The sequence below is a fragment of the Rhodoferax ferrireducens T118 genome (assembly GCF_000013605.1).
GTDB lineage: Bacteria > Pseudomonadota > Gammaproteobacteria > Burkholderiales > Burkholderiaceae_C > Rhodoferax > Rhodoferax ferrireducens.
Window position 1 is genome coordinate 4508914 of sequence record NC_007908.1, and the last position, 17843, is coordinate 4526756.

Annotated in this window: 16 protein-coding genes; 6 read left to right on the forward strand and 10 right to left on the reverse strand. The window is 63.3% G+C overall.

Translation table 11 applies throughout. The features are described 5' to 3' along the window. Positions 1 to 47: 47 nt before the first annotated feature. Positions 48 to 530 carry a hypothetical protein gene (locus RFER_RS20490; RefSeq protein WP_011466303.1) on the reverse strand — a complete coding sequence of 161 codons (483 nt, stop codon included), beginning with the start codon at positions 528 to 530 and terminating at the stop codon, positions 48 to 50. Next, positions 527 to 1246 carry a TerC family protein gene (locus tag RFER_RS20495; RefSeq protein WP_011466304.1) on the reverse strand — a complete coding sequence of 240 codons (720 nt, stop codon included), beginning with the start codon at positions 1244 to 1246 and terminating at the stop codon, positions 527 to 529. Before RFER_RS20495 ends, RFER_RS20490 begins: the two co-directional genes overlap by 4 nt. A 221-nt stretch (positions 1247 to 1467) precedes the next feature. Between RFER_RS20495 and RFER_RS20500 the strand changes: the two genes are divergently transcribed. Further along, positions 1468 to 1884 (forward strand): DUF3717 domain-containing protein, encoded by a 417-nt coding sequence (locus RFER_RS20500; RefSeq protein ID WP_041792995.1) that lies wholly within the window; start codon positions 1468 to 1470, stop codon positions 1882 to 1884. A gap of 24 nt (positions 1885 to 1908) precedes the next feature. Here the strand turns inward: RFER_RS20500 and RFER_RS20505 are convergent, their stop codons facing one another. From RFER_RS20505 to purB, 4 genes are all read right to left on the reverse strand, one after another. Continuing rightward, entirely contained in the window at positions 1909 to 2796 is an 888-nt protein-coding gene (locus RFER_RS20505) for an ADP-polyphosphate phosphotransferase (RefSeq protein WP_011466306.1), read from the reverse strand. A 48-nt stretch (positions 2797 to 2844) separates the two neighbouring features. Further along, complete coding sequence (gene fabG, locus RFER_RS20510) at positions 2845 to 3594, reverse strand: 3-oxoacyl-ACP reductase FabG (protein WP_011466307.1); 750 nt, start codon at positions 3592 to 3594, stop codon at positions 2845 to 2847. A 157-nt stretch (positions 3595 to 3751) separates the two neighbouring features. Next, positions 3752 to 4312 carry a YaeQ family protein gene (locus tag RFER_RS20515; RefSeq protein WP_041791037.1) on the reverse strand — a complete coding sequence of 187 codons (561 nt, stop codon included), beginning with the start codon at positions 4310 to 4312 and terminating at the stop codon, positions 3752 to 3754. 79 nt (positions 4313 to 4391) lie between these two features. Next, on the reverse strand, positions 4392 to 5771 hold the full coding sequence (gene purB, locus RFER_RS20520) for an adenylosuccinate lyase (protein WP_011466309.1): 1380 nt from the start codon (positions 5769 to 5771) through the stop codon (positions 4392 to 4394). Positions 5772 to 5880: 109 nt separating this feature from the next. Between purB and RFER_RS20525 the strand changes: the two genes are divergently transcribed. Then, on the forward strand, positions 5881 to 6495 hold the full coding sequence (locus RFER_RS20525) for a glutathione S-transferase N-terminal domain-containing protein (protein WP_011466310.1): 615 nt from the start codon (positions 5881 to 5883) through the stop codon (positions 6493 to 6495). Positions 6496 to 6511: 16 nt separating this feature from the next. On the opposite strand, the gene RFER_RS20530 is transcribed toward RFER_RS20525, so the two are convergent. Next, on the reverse strand, positions 6512 to 7753 hold the full coding sequence (locus tag RFER_RS20530; protein ID WP_041791039.1) for an HD-GYP domain-containing protein: 1242 nt from the start codon (positions 7751 to 7753) through the stop codon (positions 6512 to 6514). Between the two features lie 115 nt (positions 7754 to 7868). Between RFER_RS20530 and rfaE2 the strand changes: the two genes are divergently transcribed. Beyond that, positions 7869 to 8381 carry a D-glycero-beta-D-manno-heptose 1-phosphate adenylyltransferase gene (gene rfaE2 / locus RFER_RS20535; protein WP_011466312.1) on the forward strand — a complete coding sequence of 171 codons (513 nt, stop codon included), beginning with the start codon at positions 7869 to 7871 and terminating at the stop codon, positions 8379 to 8381. A gap of 80 nt (positions 8382 to 8461) precedes the next feature. Here the strand turns inward: rfaE2 and RFER_RS20540 are convergent, their stop codons facing one another. Next, positions 8462 to 9631, reverse strand: coding sequence for an NAD(P)/FAD-dependent oxidoreductase (locus RFER_RS20540; protein WP_011466313.1), 1170 nt, complete (start codon positions 9629 to 9631; stop codon positions 8462 to 8464). Positions 9632 to 9869: 238 nt separating this feature from the next. On the opposite strand from RFER_RS20540, the gene ald reads away from it, so the two are divergent. Further along, on the forward strand, positions 9870 to 10985 hold the full coding sequence (gene ald / locus RFER_RS20545) for an alanine dehydrogenase (RefSeq protein ID WP_011466314.1): 1116 nt from the start codon (positions 9870 to 9872) through the stop codon (positions 10983 to 10985). A 4-nt stretch (positions 10986 to 10989) separates the two neighbouring features. On the opposite strand, the gene RFER_RS23145 is transcribed toward ald, so the two are convergent. Continuing rightward, positions 10990 to 14148 carry a bifunctional diguanylate cyclase/phosphodiesterase gene (locus RFER_RS23145; RefSeq protein ID WP_011466315.1) on the reverse strand — a complete coding sequence of 1053 codons (3159 nt, stop codon included), beginning with the start codon at positions 14146 to 14148 and terminating at the stop codon, positions 10990 to 10992. Between the two features lie 120 nt (positions 14149 to 14268). Between RFER_RS23145 and RFER_RS20555 the strand changes: the two genes are divergently transcribed. Continuing rightward, a complete protein-coding gene (locus RFER_RS20555; RefSeq protein ID WP_041791041.1) occupies positions 14269 to 15117 on the forward strand; it encodes a PA4780 family RIO1-like protein kinase in 849 nt (282 codons plus the stop codon). Positions 15118 to 15224: 107 nt separating this feature from the next. After that, entirely contained in the window at positions 15225 to 15743 is a 519-nt protein-coding gene (locus RFER_RS20560; RefSeq protein WP_011466317.1) for a flavin reductase family protein, read from the forward strand. A gap of 5 nt (positions 15744 to 15748) precedes the next feature. Here RFER_RS20560 and RFER_RS20565 read toward each other — a convergent pair whose 3' ends face one another. Beyond that, positions 15749 to 17785, reverse strand: coding sequence for a penicillin-binding protein 1A (locus RFER_RS20565; RefSeq protein WP_011466318.1), 2037 nt, complete (start codon positions 17783 to 17785; stop codon positions 15749 to 15751). Between the last annotated feature and the right edge of the window lie 58 nt (positions 17786 to 17843).

Here is a 17843-nt window from a genome sequence, read left to right on the forward strand (position 1 = left end):
CGCCCCGCCATGCTTTCAAGTCTGGCCCGTCGCTTTTTTTATTTCTTTCAGGGCTTCTGGAAACCGCCGTCCGCCCAGGCCGTGGCGCTGGTGCGATTGAGCTTGAAGCCCGGCGACACCCGCAGCTGCGCCAACTCAGTCCCAGCCTCATCCTGCGCCGTCAAGGTGGCAGAAGGGTTGTCGTCATCGGGCACGATGTCAAGCGACACGGTCACGCGGGCATTTTTGGCCGTCACGATGATGCTTTGGTGCAGCGTGGCGTGCAGCTGCTGCTCGTGGCGGCGCACAAACTCGGCAGCGGTCTTGACCAGCGTATTAAAGGCATTGCCATCCAGCGGCTTCGGGTTCTTCTTGTCGCGCCCCATGGTCCACGGGCCAATCAAGGCAGGCTCGGGTTCGCCGTCCTTGATCATGGCCACGGCCCAGCCATCGTCGTCTTCGTTCTTGATCACGCGGGCGGTCCAGCCGTTGTCGCGCCACAGTCGGGCTTGTTCGATTTTGCTGTCGGGGTCGGGGAGTAGGTCAGTCACGGCTGGATTTTAGCGGCCGAGTCTGGGCTCGCCTGGCGCTGGCGCCACCAGCCCGCGCCCAGTACCCCGATCACCGCAACGGCATAGGTGGCCCAGCGGGCGACGCGCTGAATCGCCTCCAGCGGCTGGCTGGCGTGGCCAAACAGGCTGGCCAGCAGCGGCTCGTTGACGATCATTTTGGCGGCGGTAAAGGCCAGCACGGCCGCGCCGATCTGGATGATGGCCGGAAAACGCTCGACCAGTTTCAGCACCACCGTGCTGCCAAACACCACAATCGGCACGCTGATGAGCAGACCGATGATGACCAGGTCAAAGGCGCCGTGCGCGGCCCCGGCCACGCCCAGCACGTTGTCCACCCCCATCAGGGCATCGGCGACGATGATGGTTTTCATGGCGCCCCAAAAGGTGCTGACCACCGGGCCGTCGTGTTCCTTGCCCTCGCCCTCGGCCAGCAATTGGTAGGCAATCCACACCAGCCCCAGACCGCCGACCCCCATCAGGCCGGGAATCCTGAGCAGCCAGACCACACCCACCGTCATGACCGAGCGCACCACAATGGCACCCACGGTGCCCCACACAATGGCTTTGGTCCTGAGCCGGGCCGGCAAATTACGTGCCGCCAGCGCAATGACGATGGCGTTGTCACCGGCCAGCACCAGGTCGATCAAAACAATGGCCAGCAGGGCGGACCACCAGGCGGCAGAAAACAATTCCATGGAAAACCTTTCAATATTTTTTTGTGGATCAACGCGGCGGTGCGAGACCCTTGGGCGCGGCTTGAACCGACCTTCACATGCGCTGCAGCCACAGGGCGTCAGTCCCCTTGCGGCGCGGATTTGACCATTAAATCGCCGCTGGGTTGTTTCGGCGCTTTTGATGGCGGATGACCCTTGGGGTTAAGCGCGGCGCGCTTCGGCCCCGCTATGATCCGCTCCCCATGACCGGCATCCACATCACCGACATCGAATCCGCCATCAACTACTGGCGCGCCCTCGCGCCCGCCAGCTTGGAGGGCGCGCTGGCCACACCCACCCGCGCGCTGGCCGAAGTCTATGCCGCGATGGTGTTCCAGCATGTGGTCGAAGTCGATGAGTTCACCCTGTCGCAGGCCGCCCTGCAGGCCTGGCTGGCCTGGTACGACAGCACGCCCGACACACCCTGCATTGCCATCTGCTCGACCAGCCAGGGCGATGAAGAATGCAAGGGCTGCGGCCGCACGTTTGCCGAGGTGCAGCACTGGACGGCGCTACGCCCGGCCGAGAAGCGCCAGATCTGGCGCCGCATCACACGGGTGGGCACGGCCTGGCGTTTCAACAAATATGCCGAGCGAGCGATTAAAAAAACGCCTGGTTGATCAGCGCCAGGGCCTGGTGCCTCTTCAGTGGCTGTCAGGCGCTTCCTTCATCAATTGCTCGCGGATCGACTGCAATTCCTGCCGGCGCTTGGCGTCGGTTTCGGGGTAGCGCATGTTGAGCGAACTGAAAGTATCGAGAACAATCCGGGAAATAATCAACCGCGCATTCTCCTTGTCGTCGGCGGGCACCACGTACCAGGGCGCAATTTTCGAACTCGTGGCGCTCAGGCACGCCTCATAGGCCTGCATGTACTGGGGCCAGAATTTGCGCTCTTCGATGTCGGCAGCACTGAATTTCCAGTTTTTTTCTGGCTCGTCAATACGGGCCAGAAAGCGCTTGCGCTGCTCCTCTTCTGACAGGTGCAGGAAGAACTTGATGATCCGTGTTCCATTGTGGTAGAGATGGTTTTCCAGGCCCATGATGGAGCGGTAGCGCTCCTGCCAGATGGTTTTCCCGTCCTGCAAGTCATCCGGCAGCTGCTGCGCCCGCAGGATCTCTGGATGCACCCGCACGATCAACACTTCTTCATAATAGGAGCGGTTGAAGATGCCGATCCGGCCGCGTTCCGGCAGGGCCTGCGTGGTGCGCCACAAAAAATCATGGTCCAGTTCTTCGGCGCTGGGATGCTGAAAGCTGAACACCTGGCATCCCTGGGGATTGATGCCGGACATCACATGCTTGATGGCGCCATCTTTTCCGGCTGCGTCCATGGCCTGAAATATCAACAACACCGCATAACGGTTGGAGGCGTACTGCAGTTGCTGCAGTTGGCTGAGCTCCGCCACCTGATCGGCGAGGAGTTTTTCATATTCATGCCTTGACTTGTAGGCGGGTTTCACCAGCGTCGGCCACTTCTTGAGGTTGACCTTTTCGCCTTCCTTGACCTGGAAAGCTTCAGACTTGATCTTCATGGTGGTCCTTTCAGTCTCGCCAGCCGACTGGTGTGTCTGACTGGCGCCTCAGAGCGACATGCCGCCCGAGACTTCAATCACCGCGCCGTTGATATAACTGGCCTCGTCGCTGGCCAAAAAGGCGTAGACGTTGGCAATTTCCTCGGGCTTGCCCAGGCGTTTGAGCGGCACTTTGGCCTGCAAGTCCTGCAGCACTTTTTCGGGCATGGCCGCCACCATCGGTGTGGTGATGAAACCGGGCGCCACCGCGTTGACGCGGATGCCCTTGGGGCCCAGCTCGCGGCTCCAGGTCTTGGTGAAGCCGATCACGCCAAACTTGGTGGCGGCGTAATTGGTCTGGCCAAAATTGCCATAAATACCCACCACTGAGCTGGCATTCAGAATCACGCCGCTGCCCTGCGCCACCATGAGGTCGGCCACGGCCTGCGCGCAATGAAAGACGCCGCGCAGGTTGACGTCGATGACGCGGTCAAACTGTTCCAGCGTCATTTTTTGCAGGCGCGCGTCTTGCGTGATACCCGCGTTGTTGACCAGCACGTCGATACGGCCAAACTGCGCCTTCACACTCGCCACCAGGGCGTCAATCGTGGTGCGCTGGGTCACATCCGCCACAAAACCCGCTGCCGTGGCGCCCAGGGCGCGGCACTGTGCCACGGCCTCGTCCACGCCCGCCTGTTTGATGTCGCAGACGATGACGATGGCGCCCTCGGCGGCAAACTTGAGGGCGGTGGCCAGGCCGATGCCTTGGGCGGCACCGGTGATGAGGGAAACTTTGTTCAGCAGGCGGGGAGCGGTCATGGTGGGTTTACAGAGGTTGGCTTGTGAAGTCCCTCATCTTAGCGGCCCACCAGCGGCGCCCCGGAAGCGCTGAGCCGGTCGATGGACTCGACCGGTCCACAATTAAATTAATAGCATCCAACGACCTAAGCACGGGGGCTAGCGCCCGATTTGGCACTTATTTCCAGCGGATGGGCTCAATGTTCACGTTGAGCGTGCCGTCACCCAGCATCAGCACGCCTTCCTGAATGGTGGCCTGCAGCTGCATGTTGCGCTGTGCCATCGGGATCAGCGCTTGCGCCGCAACGGTGGGGATACGCCAGACGCTCAGGTTTTGCGGCCGCGCCAGCTTGGCCTCCATGCTGCGCCACCAGACCTCGGCGGCGTGGTTGAAGCAGTACAGCACCACCGCGTCGGCCTTGTTGCACGCCTTGAGCAGCGGCTTGTCTTCGGGCTGGCCGACTTCGATCCAGAGCCGGGTCAGGCCGGTGTAGTCGCGCAGCCAGGCGTCGGGCTCGTTCGGGTCCGAGAGCCCCGCGCCAAACGCCAGCGTGCCGTCGCCGCCGCACACGGTTTGCAGCTGATGCGCCTGCAGCGCCAGCGCGCACAGCCGAATCATCATGCGCTCGTCGGTCTCGCTCGGATGCCGCGCCAGCGTGAGCAAATGATCAGCGTAGTAGGCGTGGTCGATGTCGGCGATTTGCAGGCTGGCTTTGAAGATGGTGGATTTGATGGCCATCAGATCAGGCGCCGGGCCGTCCCAAGACGGATCAGCCCACTCGAGGGACAGGGAGGGCACGAAGTGCCGAGCGTGGGGGTCATACCCGTTTGGCCAGCTCGGCCGCCATGCCGGTGTAGCTGCCCGGCGTCATGGCCAGCAGGCGTTGCTTCTCAGCCTGCGGTATCTCCAGCTTGGCAATAAAGCCCTGCATCAGTTCGCGCGTCATCGGTTCACCGCGGGTGAACTTCTTGAGCTGCTCGTAGGGTTGCGGCAAACCAAAGCGGCGCATCACGGTCTGGATCGGCTCCGCCATCACTTCCCACGAGGCGTCCAGGTCGGCGGCAATGGCGACCTCGTTGATCTCCAGCTTGCCCAGGCCGGTAGCGAGCGACTGGTAGGCCAGCACCGCGTAGCCCATCGCCACGCCCATGTTGCGCAGCACGGTGCTGTCCGTCAGGTCGCGCTGCCAGCGGGAAATCGGCAGCTTTTCACTCAGATGGCGCAAGAGCGCATTGGCCAGGCCCAGGTTGCCCTCGGCGTTCTCGAAATCAATCGGATTGACCTTGTGCGGCATGGTGCTGGAGCCGACCTCGCCCTCGCGCAGGCGCTGCTTGAAGTAACCCAGGCTCACATAGCCCCAGACATCGCGCGCCCAGTCGATCAGGATGGTGTTGGTGCGCGCCACCGCGTCGAACAGCTCGGCCATGTAGTCGTGCGGTTCAATCTGGATGCTGTAGGGCTGAAACGTCAGGCCCAGGCCAAGCGGCGTCGGGGTCTCGATGACCCTGCGGCTGAAGGCTTCCCAGTCAAAGTCGGGCCAGGCCGACAGATGCGCGTTGAAGTTGCCCACCGCGCCATTCATCTTGGCCAACAGCTTGATGCTGGCGATTTTTTCGCGCGCTGCCACCAGGCGCACCACCACATTGGCAATTTCCTTGCCCACGGTGGTCGGACTGGCGGTCTGGCCATGGGTGCGGCTGAGCATGGACACGTCGGCAAAGGCATGCGCCATCTCGCGCAGTTTGGCGATGACGGCATCGAGCGCGGGCAACAGCACCAGATCGCGCCCGGCTTTAAGCTGCAATGCATGGCTGGTGTTGTTGATGTCTTCGCTGGTGCAGGCAAAGTGCACAAACTCCTGGGCCGCGAGCAGCTCGGGACGGGCTTCAAACCTGGACTTGATCCAGTATTCCACCGCCTTGACATCGTGGTTGGTCGTTTTCTCGATCTCCTTGATGGCGTCACCGTCAGCTTCAGAGAAATTCTTGACCAGGCCCAGCAAGTAAGTGCGTGCGCCGGGAGTCAAGGGCTTGAATTCGGCGAAACCGCAGTCGCTCAGAGCGATGAACCAGGCCACTTCGACCTGCACGCGGCGCTGCATATAGCCCATCTCACTCATGATGGGGCGCAATTTGGCAAGTTTGGCGCAATAGCGGCCATCCAGTGGCGACAGGGCTGAGATTGATGAAAAGTTCATGGGCAAATTGTAAAGTGTGCGCCCGCCTCGCGCACCGGCGTCAGCCAGAATGAAGGCTGCTGTATAGAATCAAGCCCTTAAGACCGCCGCCTGACCGCAACTCCAGCCCATGAAATTAATCGGATCCCACACCAGCCCCTATGTACGCAAAGTACGCGTCGTCATGGCGGAAAAGAAACTTGACTACGAATTTGTCACGGAAGATGTGTGGGCGCCGCAGACCTCGATTGCCGAGTCCAACCCGCTGGGCAAGGTGCCATGCCTGGTCATGGAGGGTGGCGAAGCCATTTTTGACTCACGCGTGATTGTGGAATACCTCGACACCCTGTCACCCGTGGGCAAGCTGATTCCCGCCGTGGGCCGGGAACGCGCCGAGGTCAAGACCTGGGAGGCGATGGCCGATGGCGTGCTGGACGCCGCCATTTTGGCGCGGCTGGAGGCCACCTGGGGTGGGCGCACCAAGGCGCAGCGCAGCACGGCCTGGATTGATCGCCAACTGGGCAAGGTGCAAGTCTGTATCAAGGCCATGAGCCTGGGGCTGGGCGACAAACCTTTTTGTGCCGGCATCTACCTGAGCCTGGCCGACATTGCCGTCGGCGTCACGCTGGGTTATCTCGATTTCCGCTTTCCGGACATCGACTGGCGCAGTGACCACCCCAACTTGCTCAAGCTGTATGACAAGCTGATGCTGCGCCCCAGTTTCGCCGATACGCGCCCGGTTTAACAGGCACAAGCGCCCGCTACCAGGGACGGTCGGTGCTGGGTAGCTTGGTCAAGGCGAGCAGGCGTTCCAGGTTGATTTTTACCTTGACGTCGCGTTGCGCCACCCCGATAACGATGCGAAATTCGCGCTTGCTGGTGTCACGCACAATGAGCTCGCCCGTGGGCATGCCGCTGCGGTTGATCACCACGGCCACGCGCGGGGTGGTGGTGTTGGCGCCGCGCTTGATCACCACCGCGATCTCGTCGGTTGCCAGGCGCACATAGGTGCCCGGCGAGTAAATGCCCACGGCCTTGATCAGCGCCGCGCCGGCTTCGTCAATCTGGCGGTTTTCATCAAAATAACTGGCCTGCATGGCGTTGGCAGGCGACTTGGCCGGGCGCGACGCGCGCGGCGCCAGACAGGCCGCAAACATGTCAGCGCGCTGGATCAGGCGCGCGATGCGCTGACCCTCGCTGCGCCCCGCCAGCGGGCCCGGCGTTTTGGTGTGGTGGTGAAGAACTGCCTCCAGCCAGAGCGGGGCGGTGATGCCCAGCTGTTTGAGCAAGGTCACGGCAAGCGCCGCGTGCTCGTCGATGGCCGCGCGCTGCTCGGGGCTCGGCTCGGTCGTTTGCATGGCCAGACGGTTCTGCAGGTCGGTCATGCCGATGTTCATGGTCAGCGCCGCCTTGGCCAGCAGCGTCTCCAGCGCGGCGGGCCATTTCAGCACCTCACGCGCGGCCAGACTGCACATGGCGCTCACCAGCATGGCGTGGGTGGCGCTGTAGAGCTGCATCTCACTACCCGTGAGGTGAATCAGGGCAAACAGGGTGCCGTCCGGGTTTTGGCGCAAATGCCGGCTCAGCTGGGCCTGCAACTTGTCCAGGCGGGCGCAAAAACTCGCCGGATTGACATCCAGCAGCATGGTCTGGGTTTGCCCCTGCAGGTCCAGCCAATCGGGCTCATCGGTGCCGGTGCTATCGCGGGTGGCGCGGCTGTTTTCCAGTTCAAAGGTGGAAAACTGGCTCTCTGCAATTTGCCCCAGGGGCTTTTCCTGGCGCACCAGACTGTGAAGCTTGCCAACATAGGCGCGTTGATAGGACTCGGAGTCGGCCGCGTCCATGAACAGCTGGCCGCGTTTGTCGCTGATGGAGTCCAGATCGGCCCGGCTCTTCACCACAAAACCCTTGGGCGCCAACAGGACGCCGCTCTCGTCCCACAACGAAAACGGCAGCGGCCGACCAATGAGAACAGAGTCGATGCTGACAGTAACGAGGTTCATGAAGTGGTGGATTATGCCCATGCACGCAAAAATCTGGTGAGCGCGGGGTCGTCCGACCCCAAACGCTGGCCAGCATGAGCTTACAGGATGTGGCGAGCCTGCTAGCATCAAAGTCATGCGCAACAAACCCCCTATTTCCGCCGTTAGCGGCATCGCGGCCCTGACCGACAAGATTTGTGCGCCAGCCCAACTGCTGGCCCGCCTGGCCCAGCTACCCCGACCGCTGGTGTTTACCAACGGCGTGTTTGACGTGCTGCACCGCGGCCATGTGCTGTATCTGGCGCAGGCGCGCGCGCTGGGGGCCAGTCTGCTGGTGGCGCTCAACACCGACGCCTCCGCCCGGCGCCTGGGCAAGGGGCCGGACCGCCCGCTCAACAACGAGGCGGACCGCGCCCTGGTCATGGCCGCGCTGGCCGCGACCAGCCTGGTGACCTGGTTTGACGAAGACACGCCTTTGGCCCTGATCACGCAGATCAAGCCCGACATTCTGGTCAAGGGCGGGGACTACGACATGAGCAAGTTGGCTGAAACCCAGGTGGTGCAGGCCTATGGCGGACGGGCGCTGGCGCTGCCGTTTGTGGACGGCTACTCGACCACCGCGCTGGTGCGCAAGATTCGGCAGGGATAAAGACGAAACAGGGCTGTAGCCCTCGTCCCGTCTGCGTTAGAGTCTATTATTTTTATAGCATCAGGTTGACGGCGTGCGCCTCAAGCGGAAACCGCCTCCACTTCCAACGCCTTGGCTTGCTGAGCCAACAGCCGCTGCGGTGCCAGCATCTCAGGGGACAGGCCATGGGCCGCAATGTGCTCCGGCAAAGGCAGGCCGCGCACCAGGGCGGCGCAGGCTTCGCCCATGGCGGCCGAGGTCTGGATGCCGTAGCCGCCTTGCGCGGCAACCCAGAAAAAACCACTCGGCTCGGTGGCGAAGCCGCCAACCAGGTCGCCATCGGCCACGAACGAGCGCAGCCCGGCCCAGGTGCGCGTGGGCCGGCGGATGCTTAAAGTCGTGACCTCCTCGATGCGGTACATACCCAGCGCCACGTCCATCTCTTCGGCCTGCACGTCCTGCGGCAGCGTCGGGTCGGCATTGGCGGACGAGCCCAGCAACAGGCCCGCTTCGGGCTTGAAATACCAGTCCTCGCTCATGCCGATGGCCATGGGCCACTGGGCGGTGGTGAATTCTGCCGGCGGCGCAAAAATGAAGGCCGAGCGCCGACGCGGCTCCAGGCCGATCGGCTGCACGCCCGCCATGCCGGCCACTTCATCGGCCCAGGCGCCGGCGGCATTGAGCACCACCGGGGCCTCGTAGCTGACGCCGCCGGCCTGCACCCGCCAGCGCCCGCCGGCGTGTTCCAGCGCGGTGACCTCGGCATCACAAATCAAAGAACCACCGGCGCGGCGCAACCCGCGCAGATAACCCTGTAAGAGCGCGTCCACGTCCATGTCGGCGGCATCGGGCTCATACACCGCGCCCGCTACCAGTTCCGGGCGCAGCGCGGGCACCAGCGCACAGGTCGCGGCGCGGTCAAGCAGCTGGGTATTGGGAATCAGGGTGTGCATGGTGTCCCATTTTTCGGCCAGCAAGGCCTCTTGCCCCGGCGCGGCCACCAGCAACGCACCGCGCGGCGACAGCAAGGGGTGCTCGCTGAAGCCCTCGGGAGGCGCTTGCAGGAAAGCCCGGCTCGCCATGGTGAGGGCGCGCACTTGCGCCGTGCCATAACTTTCCATGAAGATCGCGGCCGAGCGTCCGGTGGCGTGGTAACCCGGCTGCGACTCGCGCTCCAGCACAATGACGCGTCCGTGCGGCGCCAGCCAGTAAGCGACCGAAGCAGCGGCAATACCGCCGCCAATGATGATGAAGTCAGCCTGATGGGACATGGGGAGTAGCTTGTTGGTGAAAAATTGCAGTGTCTGGCAAAAGGCATTTCATTTCCACAAAAATAAGACTAATCGAGTTTTCATTCACATAACTAATGATTGATGAAAGCCTTTCCAAACCACCCCAAGCTGCCATTGAAGTCCGAAAATATTTGCGTTCATCGACGGATGAAGTCCGCCATGAATACGGCCGTCAACCTGCGCACGGCCGCCCTTTACAACTATTCTGGAGAACAACATGCTGGTCGGACTACCCAAAGAAATCAAGAACCATGAATACCGCGTCGGCCTGACCCCGGCCAGCGTGCGTGAGCTCACCACGCACGGCCATCAGGTGCTGGTGCAGCGCGGCGCTGGCGCCGACATCGGTCTGAGCGACGCGCAATACGAGGCGGCGGGCGCCACGCTGGCGGCCGATGTGGCGACGGTGTTTGCCCAGGCTGACATGATTGTCAAAGTCAAGGAGCCGCAGCCGCAGGAGTGCGCCATGCTGCGTCCCGGGCAGATTCTGTACACCTACCTGCACCTGGCACCCGATCCGGAGCAGGCCGCTGCCCTGATCAAGTCGGGCGCCGTGTGTATTGCCTACGAAACCATTACCGGCCCCGGTGGCGGTCTGCCGCTGCTGGCGCCCATGAGTGAAGTGGCCGGGCGCATGGCGGTGCAGGCCGGTGCGGCGCATCTGGAAAAATCCAAGGGCGGCCTGGGGATCCTGCTCGGCGGCGTGCCCGGTGTGCCTGCGGCCCATGTGGTGATCATCGGCGCCGGTGTGGTCGGCACGCACGCGCTGCAAATGGCGGTGGGTATGGGCGCGCGGGTGACGGTGCTCGACAAGAGCGTGGACCGCCTGCGCCAGCTCGATCTGGTGTTTGGCAACCGCATCAATACCGTGTACTCCAGCGCGCACAGTGTCGAAGAGGCCGTGCTCGACGCCGACCTGGTGATCGGCGGGGTGCTGATTCCGGGCGCCGCCGCACCCAAGCTGGTGACGCGCAGCATGATTTCCCGCATGAAAAAAGGCGCCGTGGTGGTGGACGTGGCGATTGACCAGGGCGGCTGCTTCGAGACCTCACACGCCACCACCCACACCGAGCCCACGTTCATGGTGGACGGGGTGGTGCACTACTGCGTGGCCAATATGCCCGGCGCCGTGGCCCGCACCTCCACCTTTGCCCTCAACAACGCCACCATTGCGCACGCCGTGGCCCTGGCTGACAAAGGCTGGAAACAGGCGCTCAGAGACGACCCGCACTTGAAAAACGGCCTGAACGTGGCCAACGGCCATGTCACCTATGAAGCGGTCGCCAAGGCGCTGGGCTACACCTATGTGAACGCCGACACCTTGCTGGCTTGAGGCGTCAAACCTGCCGCATGAACGCCTCGAAGGCGTCAATCGGCAGCGCGCGGCTGTACAAATGGCCCTGATAAGCGTGGCAACCCTGGGCTGCCAGAAAGTCGCGCTGGGCCTCGGTTTCCACCCCCTCGGCGATCACTGACAGGCCCAGGGTATCGGCCAGCGCGACGACCATCTTGGCGATGGCGGCGTCGTTGGCGTCGTGCAGGATGTCGCGCACAAAGCCCTGGTCGATTTTGAGTTGGTTCAGCGGCAGCCGCTTGAGGTAAGACAGCGATGAATACCCGGTGCCAAAGTCGTCCAGCGAGAAGCCCACGCCCTGTTCTTTCAAGGTGATCATCTTGGCGATGACGTCTTCTGCATCGTGCACCAGCAAGCTCTCCGTGAGCTCAAGCTTGAGGCGCTGCGGGTTGGCGCCGGCGCGCTTGAGCGCCGCCAGCACTTGCGCCACAAAGTCGGCCTGGTGAAACTGCAACGCGCTGACATTGACCGCGACCGTGAGATGCGCGCGTTCGGGCTGGCTGGCCCAGGCCGCCAACTGGGCGCAGGCGGTTTCCAGCACCCATTGGCCCAGGGGCAATATCAGGCCGGTCTGCTCGGCCAGCGGGATGAACTCGGCCGGCGGCACCAGACCACGCACCGGATGCTGCCAGCGCACCAGCGCTTCCACGCCGGCAACCTGGCGCTCACCGCTGACCTGGGCCTGGTAGTACAGAAGAAACTGGTTGCTGCGCACCGCCTCGCGCAAATCGGCTTCCAGCGCCGCCATGGCCATGACGGCGGTCTGCATCTGCGGGTCAAAGAAGCGCAATGTGTTGCGCCCGGCCGTCTTGGCCTGGTACATGGCCAGTTCAGCCCGCTTCAAGGGCTCATCAATGCCTTCTTGCTGCCGGTCGTCAAACAGGGTGACGCCGATGCTGGCCGTGCTGCGATGCGCATGATCGGCGATCTGATACGGCTGGCTGAGCGCGAGCCGGATTTTTTCACCGGTGTTTTCGGCCTCGGTTGCGGCCTCCACCGAGTTCGTGCTCAGCGCCTCCAGCAGCACCACAAAGGAGTCACCGCCCGGACGCGCCACCGTGTCGCCGGCGCGCAGATAGTGGCTCAAACGCTGCGCCACCTCCTGCAGCAACTGGTCGCCCACATCATGGCCGTAGGTGTTGTTGAGGGTCTTGAAGTCGTCCAGGTCAATGTACAGCAGCGCGCCTTGGCGCCGGTGCCGCGCACCGCTGGCCAGCGCTTGTTTCAGCCGATCCAGCAGCAGGCGGCGGTTGGGCAAACCGGTCAAGGTGTCATAAAAAGCCAGACTCTTGATCTGATCCTCCGCCGACTTGCGCGTGCTGAGGTCGGTAAATGTGGCCACATAGTGCGTCGCTTGCCCGGCCGGGTCTTTGACCGCGCTGATGGTGAGCCATTCAGGAAACACCTCGCCGTTTTTGCGCCGGTTCCAGATTTCGCCCTGCCAGGCACCCTCACGCACCAGGCTGTCCCACATGGCTGCATAAAAGGCGGCGTCGTGGCGTCCGGAGCTGAGCAGGCGCGGGTTTTGACCGACCGCCTCCGGCGCGCTGTAGCCGGTAATCGCGCTGAAGGCCCGGTTGACGCGCAGCATCACACCCTGCGGGTCGGTAATGGCCATGCCCTGCTCTGACTCGAAGGCAATGGCGGCGATGCGCAGCTCGGCCTCTGTCTGGCGGCGCTGGGTAATGTCGGCAATCACACCGACCAGGCCTTGTTCTTCACCGTTGCCATCCACAAAACGCTGGCCGGTCAGGTGGCCCCAGAATTCGGTCTGGTCGGCGCGCCAATACAGTCGCTCCAGATCCACTGACTGCAGGGCGCTGTCCAGCAGGGCCAGCATATTCTTGCGCCCGGTCTCGCGTTGCGCGGGGTGCACCAGCGCCACGTATTCCATGCCCTGCAATTCATGGAGCGGGTAGCCAAACAGCGTGGCCATGCGCTGGTTGGCTTTCGTGATGCGGCCTTGACGATCCACCAGAAAAATCGCCACGCTCGACGTGTCGAGGATTTGCTGCAACAAGGCCTCGCGCTGACCCAGGGTGCCCAGCAGGCGATTGAAACCTTTGACAACCTGTCCGATTTCATCCGGGTGGGTCACCGGCAAGGCTCGCAGCGCTTGTTTTTCATCGGCCATGGCCGCCAGCCGGCGCGCGGTCGCCAGCAGTGGCGCCAGCTGGCGCTTAATCGTCCACCAGACCACCAGACCCGCCAGCAGCGTTAGCAGGCTGGTGGCGAGCAGCATGCGCTGTTGCATGGCGCGCACCGGGGCAAAGGCCTCGGCGGTGGGCAGCACCGCAGCCAGCACCCACCCCGCTGCCGGCAGGCTTTTGTCGGAAGCCAGTATCTCGAGTCCGAGCGGATTGCGCATGACGGTCGAGCCCTCCTCACCTTGAAGAAAGCGATCAATCGCTGGGTTGCCGCCGGGTGCAGGCAGGACTTCCATGACCCGGCTTTTGTCGGTGGCGGCGAGCACCCGGCGCTGCTGCGCTGCAATCAGCACATAGCCACCGGTCTTGCCGTAGCGGCTTTGCGAAATCATGTCCAGAAAACTGGGCTGGTCCAGGTTGGTCACGCCTGCCAGGGCGCCGATCACTCGGCCGCCAGCATCGCGGATGAGGGTGATGACCGGGAACACAGGCTGCTTCAGCAAGACCTCGTGTGTCGGCGCGCCGATGCTGGTTTTTCCTTCCGACAGCGCCGCCTGCACGGTCGGGTTCTGGAAATAGTCCGCGCCGACGCGGCTGGCCTCAGGCACCAGCCCAAGCACCCCACCGTCGGGCCCGAGGACATGCACACCAGCATTGAACAGCGTTTTTAAAATGATCTGTTGCTCAAGAAAGACCTGCAGCGCCTGCGGCTTGTCCAGCAGCGCTGGACTGATCGCGCGCGCCACCGTCTCCAGGGCACTGACCCGAGCCTGCAGGGCCTGATTCAGCTGCGCCGCCACCTGCGACACGGTGGCAAACTGCTGCTCCCCCAGCAGACGCTCCATGTCCTGGCGCAACATGCGGCTGGCGTAATACGACAGCGACCACAGACTCAGCACAAAGACCAGCAGCGTAATCAGCGTGACTTTGGTTTTGAGCGACTGCCGCGCAGACACCGTGGCAGGTATGCCGCTGTTACCCTCGGAACCGGTCATTGGTCTTCCAGAATTGCGACGCAAATCAGTGATTGCGTGGTCATGTTTTTGTTCCCGGCGTGCAGTATAGCGACGGCTGACGCGTCACGACCCGGCGCCACACAGTGCAAAATACCGTTCATGAAACCACCCGCAAGACTGCAATCGCTCATCGAAGAAGGCCTGATCGACACCGTGGTGCGCCAGCTGATGAGTGGCAAGGAAGCCACCGTTTACGTGGTGCGCCGCGCCAATGAAACATGGTGCGCCAAAATCTACAAAGAAGCGACCCAGCGCAGCTTTCGCCAGGCGGTGGACTACACCGAAAACCGCAAGGTCAAGAATTCGCGCCAGGCCCGCGCCATGGCCAAGGGCACGCGCTTTGGCCGCGAGGCGGCCGAGGCAGCCTGGCAAAGCGCCGAGGTGGATGCGTTGTACCGGCTGGCCGACGCCGGGGTGCGTGTGCCCAAGCCGCACAATTTTATTGAAGGCGTGCTGCTGATGGAACTGGTGACCGACGCCGCCGGCGACGCGGCGCCGCGCCTGAACGATGTCACGCTTGAGCCCGCGCAGGCGCGCACGCACCACGCCACGCTGCTGCTTGAAGTGGTGCGCATGCTGTGCGCCGGTGTGGTGCACGGCGATTTGTCTGAATTCAACATTCTGCTGGGCGTGGATGGCCCGGTCATCATTGACCTGCCGCAGGCGGTGGACGCGGCGGGCAACCAGCATGCCCAGCGCATGCTGCTGCGCGATGTGAACAACCTGCGCAGCTTCTTCGGCCAGTTCGCACCCGAACTGCTGCAGACCGATTACGGGCATGAGATCTGGGATCTGTACCAGCGTGGTCTGCTGAGCCCCGAGGTGACGCTCAGCGGGCGCTTCACGCACAAAAAAGGCGCCGTGAATGTGAGCGGCGTGCTGCGCGAGATTGGCGACGCCCAGGCCGAGGAGGCGGCGCGCCGCCTGCGCCAGCAGTTGCCGCGCTGACCTTGGTGAACCCACCGCGCCGGCGGCGACTGCGGCTTGCCCTTGATTTCACCCCTGGTTTACCGCAACAACGCGAGCCGGGCTGCTATTTCGGGTAAATTGGGCGCATGTCTCTGTCTGATCGGCGCCGCCAGGCGCAAGCCCCCAATTTTTCTGCCACCGAGTTTCGCATCGCCCTGGGCATGTTTGCCACCGGGGTGACGATCGTCACCGCCCGCACCCTTGATGGCGCGCTGGTCGGGCTCACCGCCAACTCGTTCAACTCGGTATCACTCGACCCGCCCCTGGTGCTGTGGAGCCTGGCCCGGGCTGCCGCGTCGCTACCGGCCTTCAGCACCGGCTCGCACTACGCCATCAATATCCTAAGTGCGCAGCAAAAAGCGCTGGCCCAACAGTTTGCCGCGCGCGACGTGGACCGCTTTGCCAACGTCGAGTTTGTGCCGGGCGTGAGTGGTGCGCCGCTGTTGGTGGGCGCGGCGGCCACGTTTGAGTGCTTCAACCGCAGCCGCTACGAGGAAGGCGACCATGTCATTTTTGTCGGTGAGGTGGAACGCTGCAGCCACCGCGCCGGCGCCTCGCCCCTGTTGTTTCACGGGGGCAAGTTTTACACCGAGCACCCGCTGTAAAACCCTCACTCCCCGCGCAGCCGACGCAAGAGCCCGCCCAGCACATCGTCCACGATTCCTTTCAACGGATTGTCCGCCGGCTCCGGGGGCGGTGGTGGCCGCGGGCGCGGAATGTCGAATTCAACCTTCGGGTCAAGCCAGCGGTTGCGAAAAGCCTGCTGAAACACCTCCCCCACCATGGGCAGCGCGCTGCGGGCGCCCTGGCCCCAGGACCCCATCGTCACGCTGTTGTCGTTAAAGCCGACCCGGGCGCCCGCCACCAGTTGCGGATTCATCATGATGAACCAGCCATCGGTGTTGTCTTGTGTGGTGCCGGTCTTGCCGGCCAGGTCGGCCTGGATGCCGTAACGGTGGCGAATGGCGGCGCCCGTGCCCTCGTCAATCACGCCGCGCATCACGTTCACCAGGGTCAGCGCCTGCGCGCGTGGCATGGCTGGCCCGGGCTCCCTGACGGGATCGAACTGCTCCAGCAACTGCCCGTTGCGGTCTTCCACGCGCAGCACCAAAAACGGCTGCAGGTAGTTGCCGCCATTGGCAATGGTGCCGTAAGCTGCCACCATCTCGATCAGCGTGACGGGGCTGGTGCCCAGGGCGAGCGAGGGCACCAAGTCCAGCTTGCTCTGGCGCACCCCCATGGCCCGCGCCAGCTGCCCGACGCGGGCCGGCCCCACTTGTTGCATCAGCTGGGCGGTGATGGTGTTTTTGGAATACACCAACCCGTCGCGCAGGCTGATGGGCAGACCACTGGGTGGCGTTGCATCGCTGGGTGTCCATACCTCGCTGCCCGGCGACGAGATCGCTACCGGCTGATCAATCAAGGTGTAGGACGGGTCGAAACCCTGCATGAACGCCGCGCCATACACAAAAGGCTTGAAGGTCGAGCCCGGCTGGCGCCGCGCCTGGCTCACATGGTCAAACTGCTCCTGCGCATAGTCGCGGCTGCCCACCCAGGCCCGCACGGCGCCATCGCGCGGGTCCAGCGCCAGAAAGCCGGCCTGCAGAACCGCGCGCTCCTGCCCGGTCTTGCGCCGCCCGTCCGCCAGCTTTTGCAGGCTTGCCAACTGCCGCGCCACCGCCTGGTTGGCCACCTTCTGCAACTTGGCGTCCAGGGTGGTGTGCACCCGCAGGCCGTCGGCATCGATGTTATAGCCCCTGCGGTCGGCCCAGTCGATCAGCCATTTTCGCAAGTGCTGGGCCACATGCGGCGCCGGTCCCAGCGACTCCTCTTGCCGCTCAAAATCGAGTTTGAGCGGCCGTTTGGACAACGCTGCAAGCCGGGCCGGGGCCAGCTTGCCGTCTTTGGCCATCTGCTCCAGCACCAGGTTACGGCGCTGCAGCGCGCGCTGCGGGTTCTGCACCGGGTTGTAGTAGCTCGTCCCCTTGAGCATGCCGATCAGCGTTGCGCTCTCCAGCACGTCGAGCTTGTCGGCGGACTTGCCAAAATAGGTCCGCGCGGCCATCTCGATGCCAAAGGCGTTGTACAGAAAAGGCACGGTGTTGAGGTAGGTCTCCAGAATCTCGCGCTTGGAATACACCGCCTCGATCTTCAGCGCGGTGATGGCCTCCTTGATCTTGCGGGTAATGCTGTTGGCGCGACCGATTTCTTCGGGGTAAAGATTGCGCGCCAGCTGCTGCGTGATGGTCGAGCCCCCCTGCAAATCACCGCCCAAAGTGCTCAGAGCGGCGCCTGCCAGGCGGCGAAAGTCAATCCCGTGGTGCTGGTAAAACCGGCGGTCTTCGGTGGCGATCAACGCGTCCACCACGCTCGGCGCAATCTCGTCCAAAGTCACCCACTGGCGGTTGATGCGCCTGTACTCGGCCAGCACCGTGCCGTCTTGAGCCAGCAGCACGGAGGGTGCTTCAGCCTTGGCTTTGCGCAGGTCACCGATGCCGGGCGTGAATGGAATCAGCACCAGCACGTAAAGCAGCAGCAGCGCCGGCAGCAGCAAAGCGGCCCGCACAGGATGCCGCCTGGTGGCCCCCAGCAGACGGTGAAACTGCCCGGTGGCGAAGGCGGCGGCGCGTTGCAGGGCTGGGGTCATGGGTGGTGGTGTCGTTTGATCATGGCCGGGCCATTCTAGGCAGCCCGGGCTTTCTTGC

Bases quoted from the DNA above. Each gene is read 5' to 3' on its own strand.
- RFER_RS20525 (WP_011466310.1), top strand. From the start codon at position 5,881: ATGAAATTAATCGGATCCCACACCAGCCCCTATGTACGCAAAGTACGC.
- RFER_RS20555 (WP_041791041.1), top strand. From the start codon at position 14,269: ATGAAACCACCCGCAAGACTGCAATCGCTCATCGAAGAAGGCCTGATC.
- RFER_RS20530 (WP_041791039.1), bottom strand. From the start codon at position 7,753: ATGAACCTCGTTACTGTCAGCATCGACTCTGTTCTCATTGGTCGGCCG.
- ald (WP_011466314.1), top strand. From the start codon at position 9,870: ATGCTGGTCGGACTACCCAAAGAAATCAAGAACCATGAATACCGCGTC.
- RFER_RS20505 (WP_011466306.1), bottom strand. From the start codon at position 2,796: ATGAAGATCAAGTCTGAAGCTTTCCAGGTCAAGGAAGGCGAAAAGGTC.
- RFER_RS20495 (WP_011466304.1), bottom strand. From the start codon at position 1,246: ATGGAATTGTTTTCTGCCGCCTGGTGGTCCGCCCTGCTGGCCATTGTT.
- RFER_RS20515 (WP_041791037.1), bottom strand. From the start codon at position 4,312: ATGGCCATCAAATCCACCATCTTCAAAGCCAGCCTGCAAATCGCCGAC.
- rfaE2 (WP_011466312.1), top strand. From the start codon at position 7,869: ATGCGCAACAAACCCCCTATTTCCGCCGTTAGCGGCATCGCGGCCCTG.
- RFER_RS20565 (WP_011466318.1), bottom strand. From the start codon at position 17,785: ATGACCCCAGCCCTGCAACGCGCCGCCGCCTTCGCCACCGGGCAGTTT.
- fabG (WP_011466307.1), bottom strand. From the start codon at position 3,594: ATGACCGCTCCCCGCCTGCTGAACAAAGTTTCCCTCATCACCGGTGCC.
- purB (WP_011466309.1), bottom strand. From the start codon at position 5,771: ATGAACTTTTCATCAATCTCAGCCCTGTCGCCACTGGATGGCCGCTAT.
- RFER_RS20560 (WP_011466317.1), top strand. From the start codon at position 15,225: ATGTCTCTGTCTGATCGGCGCCGCCAGGCGCAAGCCCCCAATTTTTCT.
- RFER_RS20540 (WP_011466313.1), bottom strand. From the start codon at position 9,631: ATGTCCCATCAGGCTGACTTCATCATCATTGGCGGCGGTATTGCCGCT.
- RFER_RS23145 (WP_011466315.1), bottom strand. From the start codon at position 14,148: ATGACCGGTTCCGAGGGTAACAGCGGCATACCTGCCACGGTGTCTGCG.
- RFER_RS20500 (WP_041792995.1), top strand. From the start codon at position 1,468: ATGACCGGCATCCACATCACCGACATCGAATCCGCCATCAACTACTGG.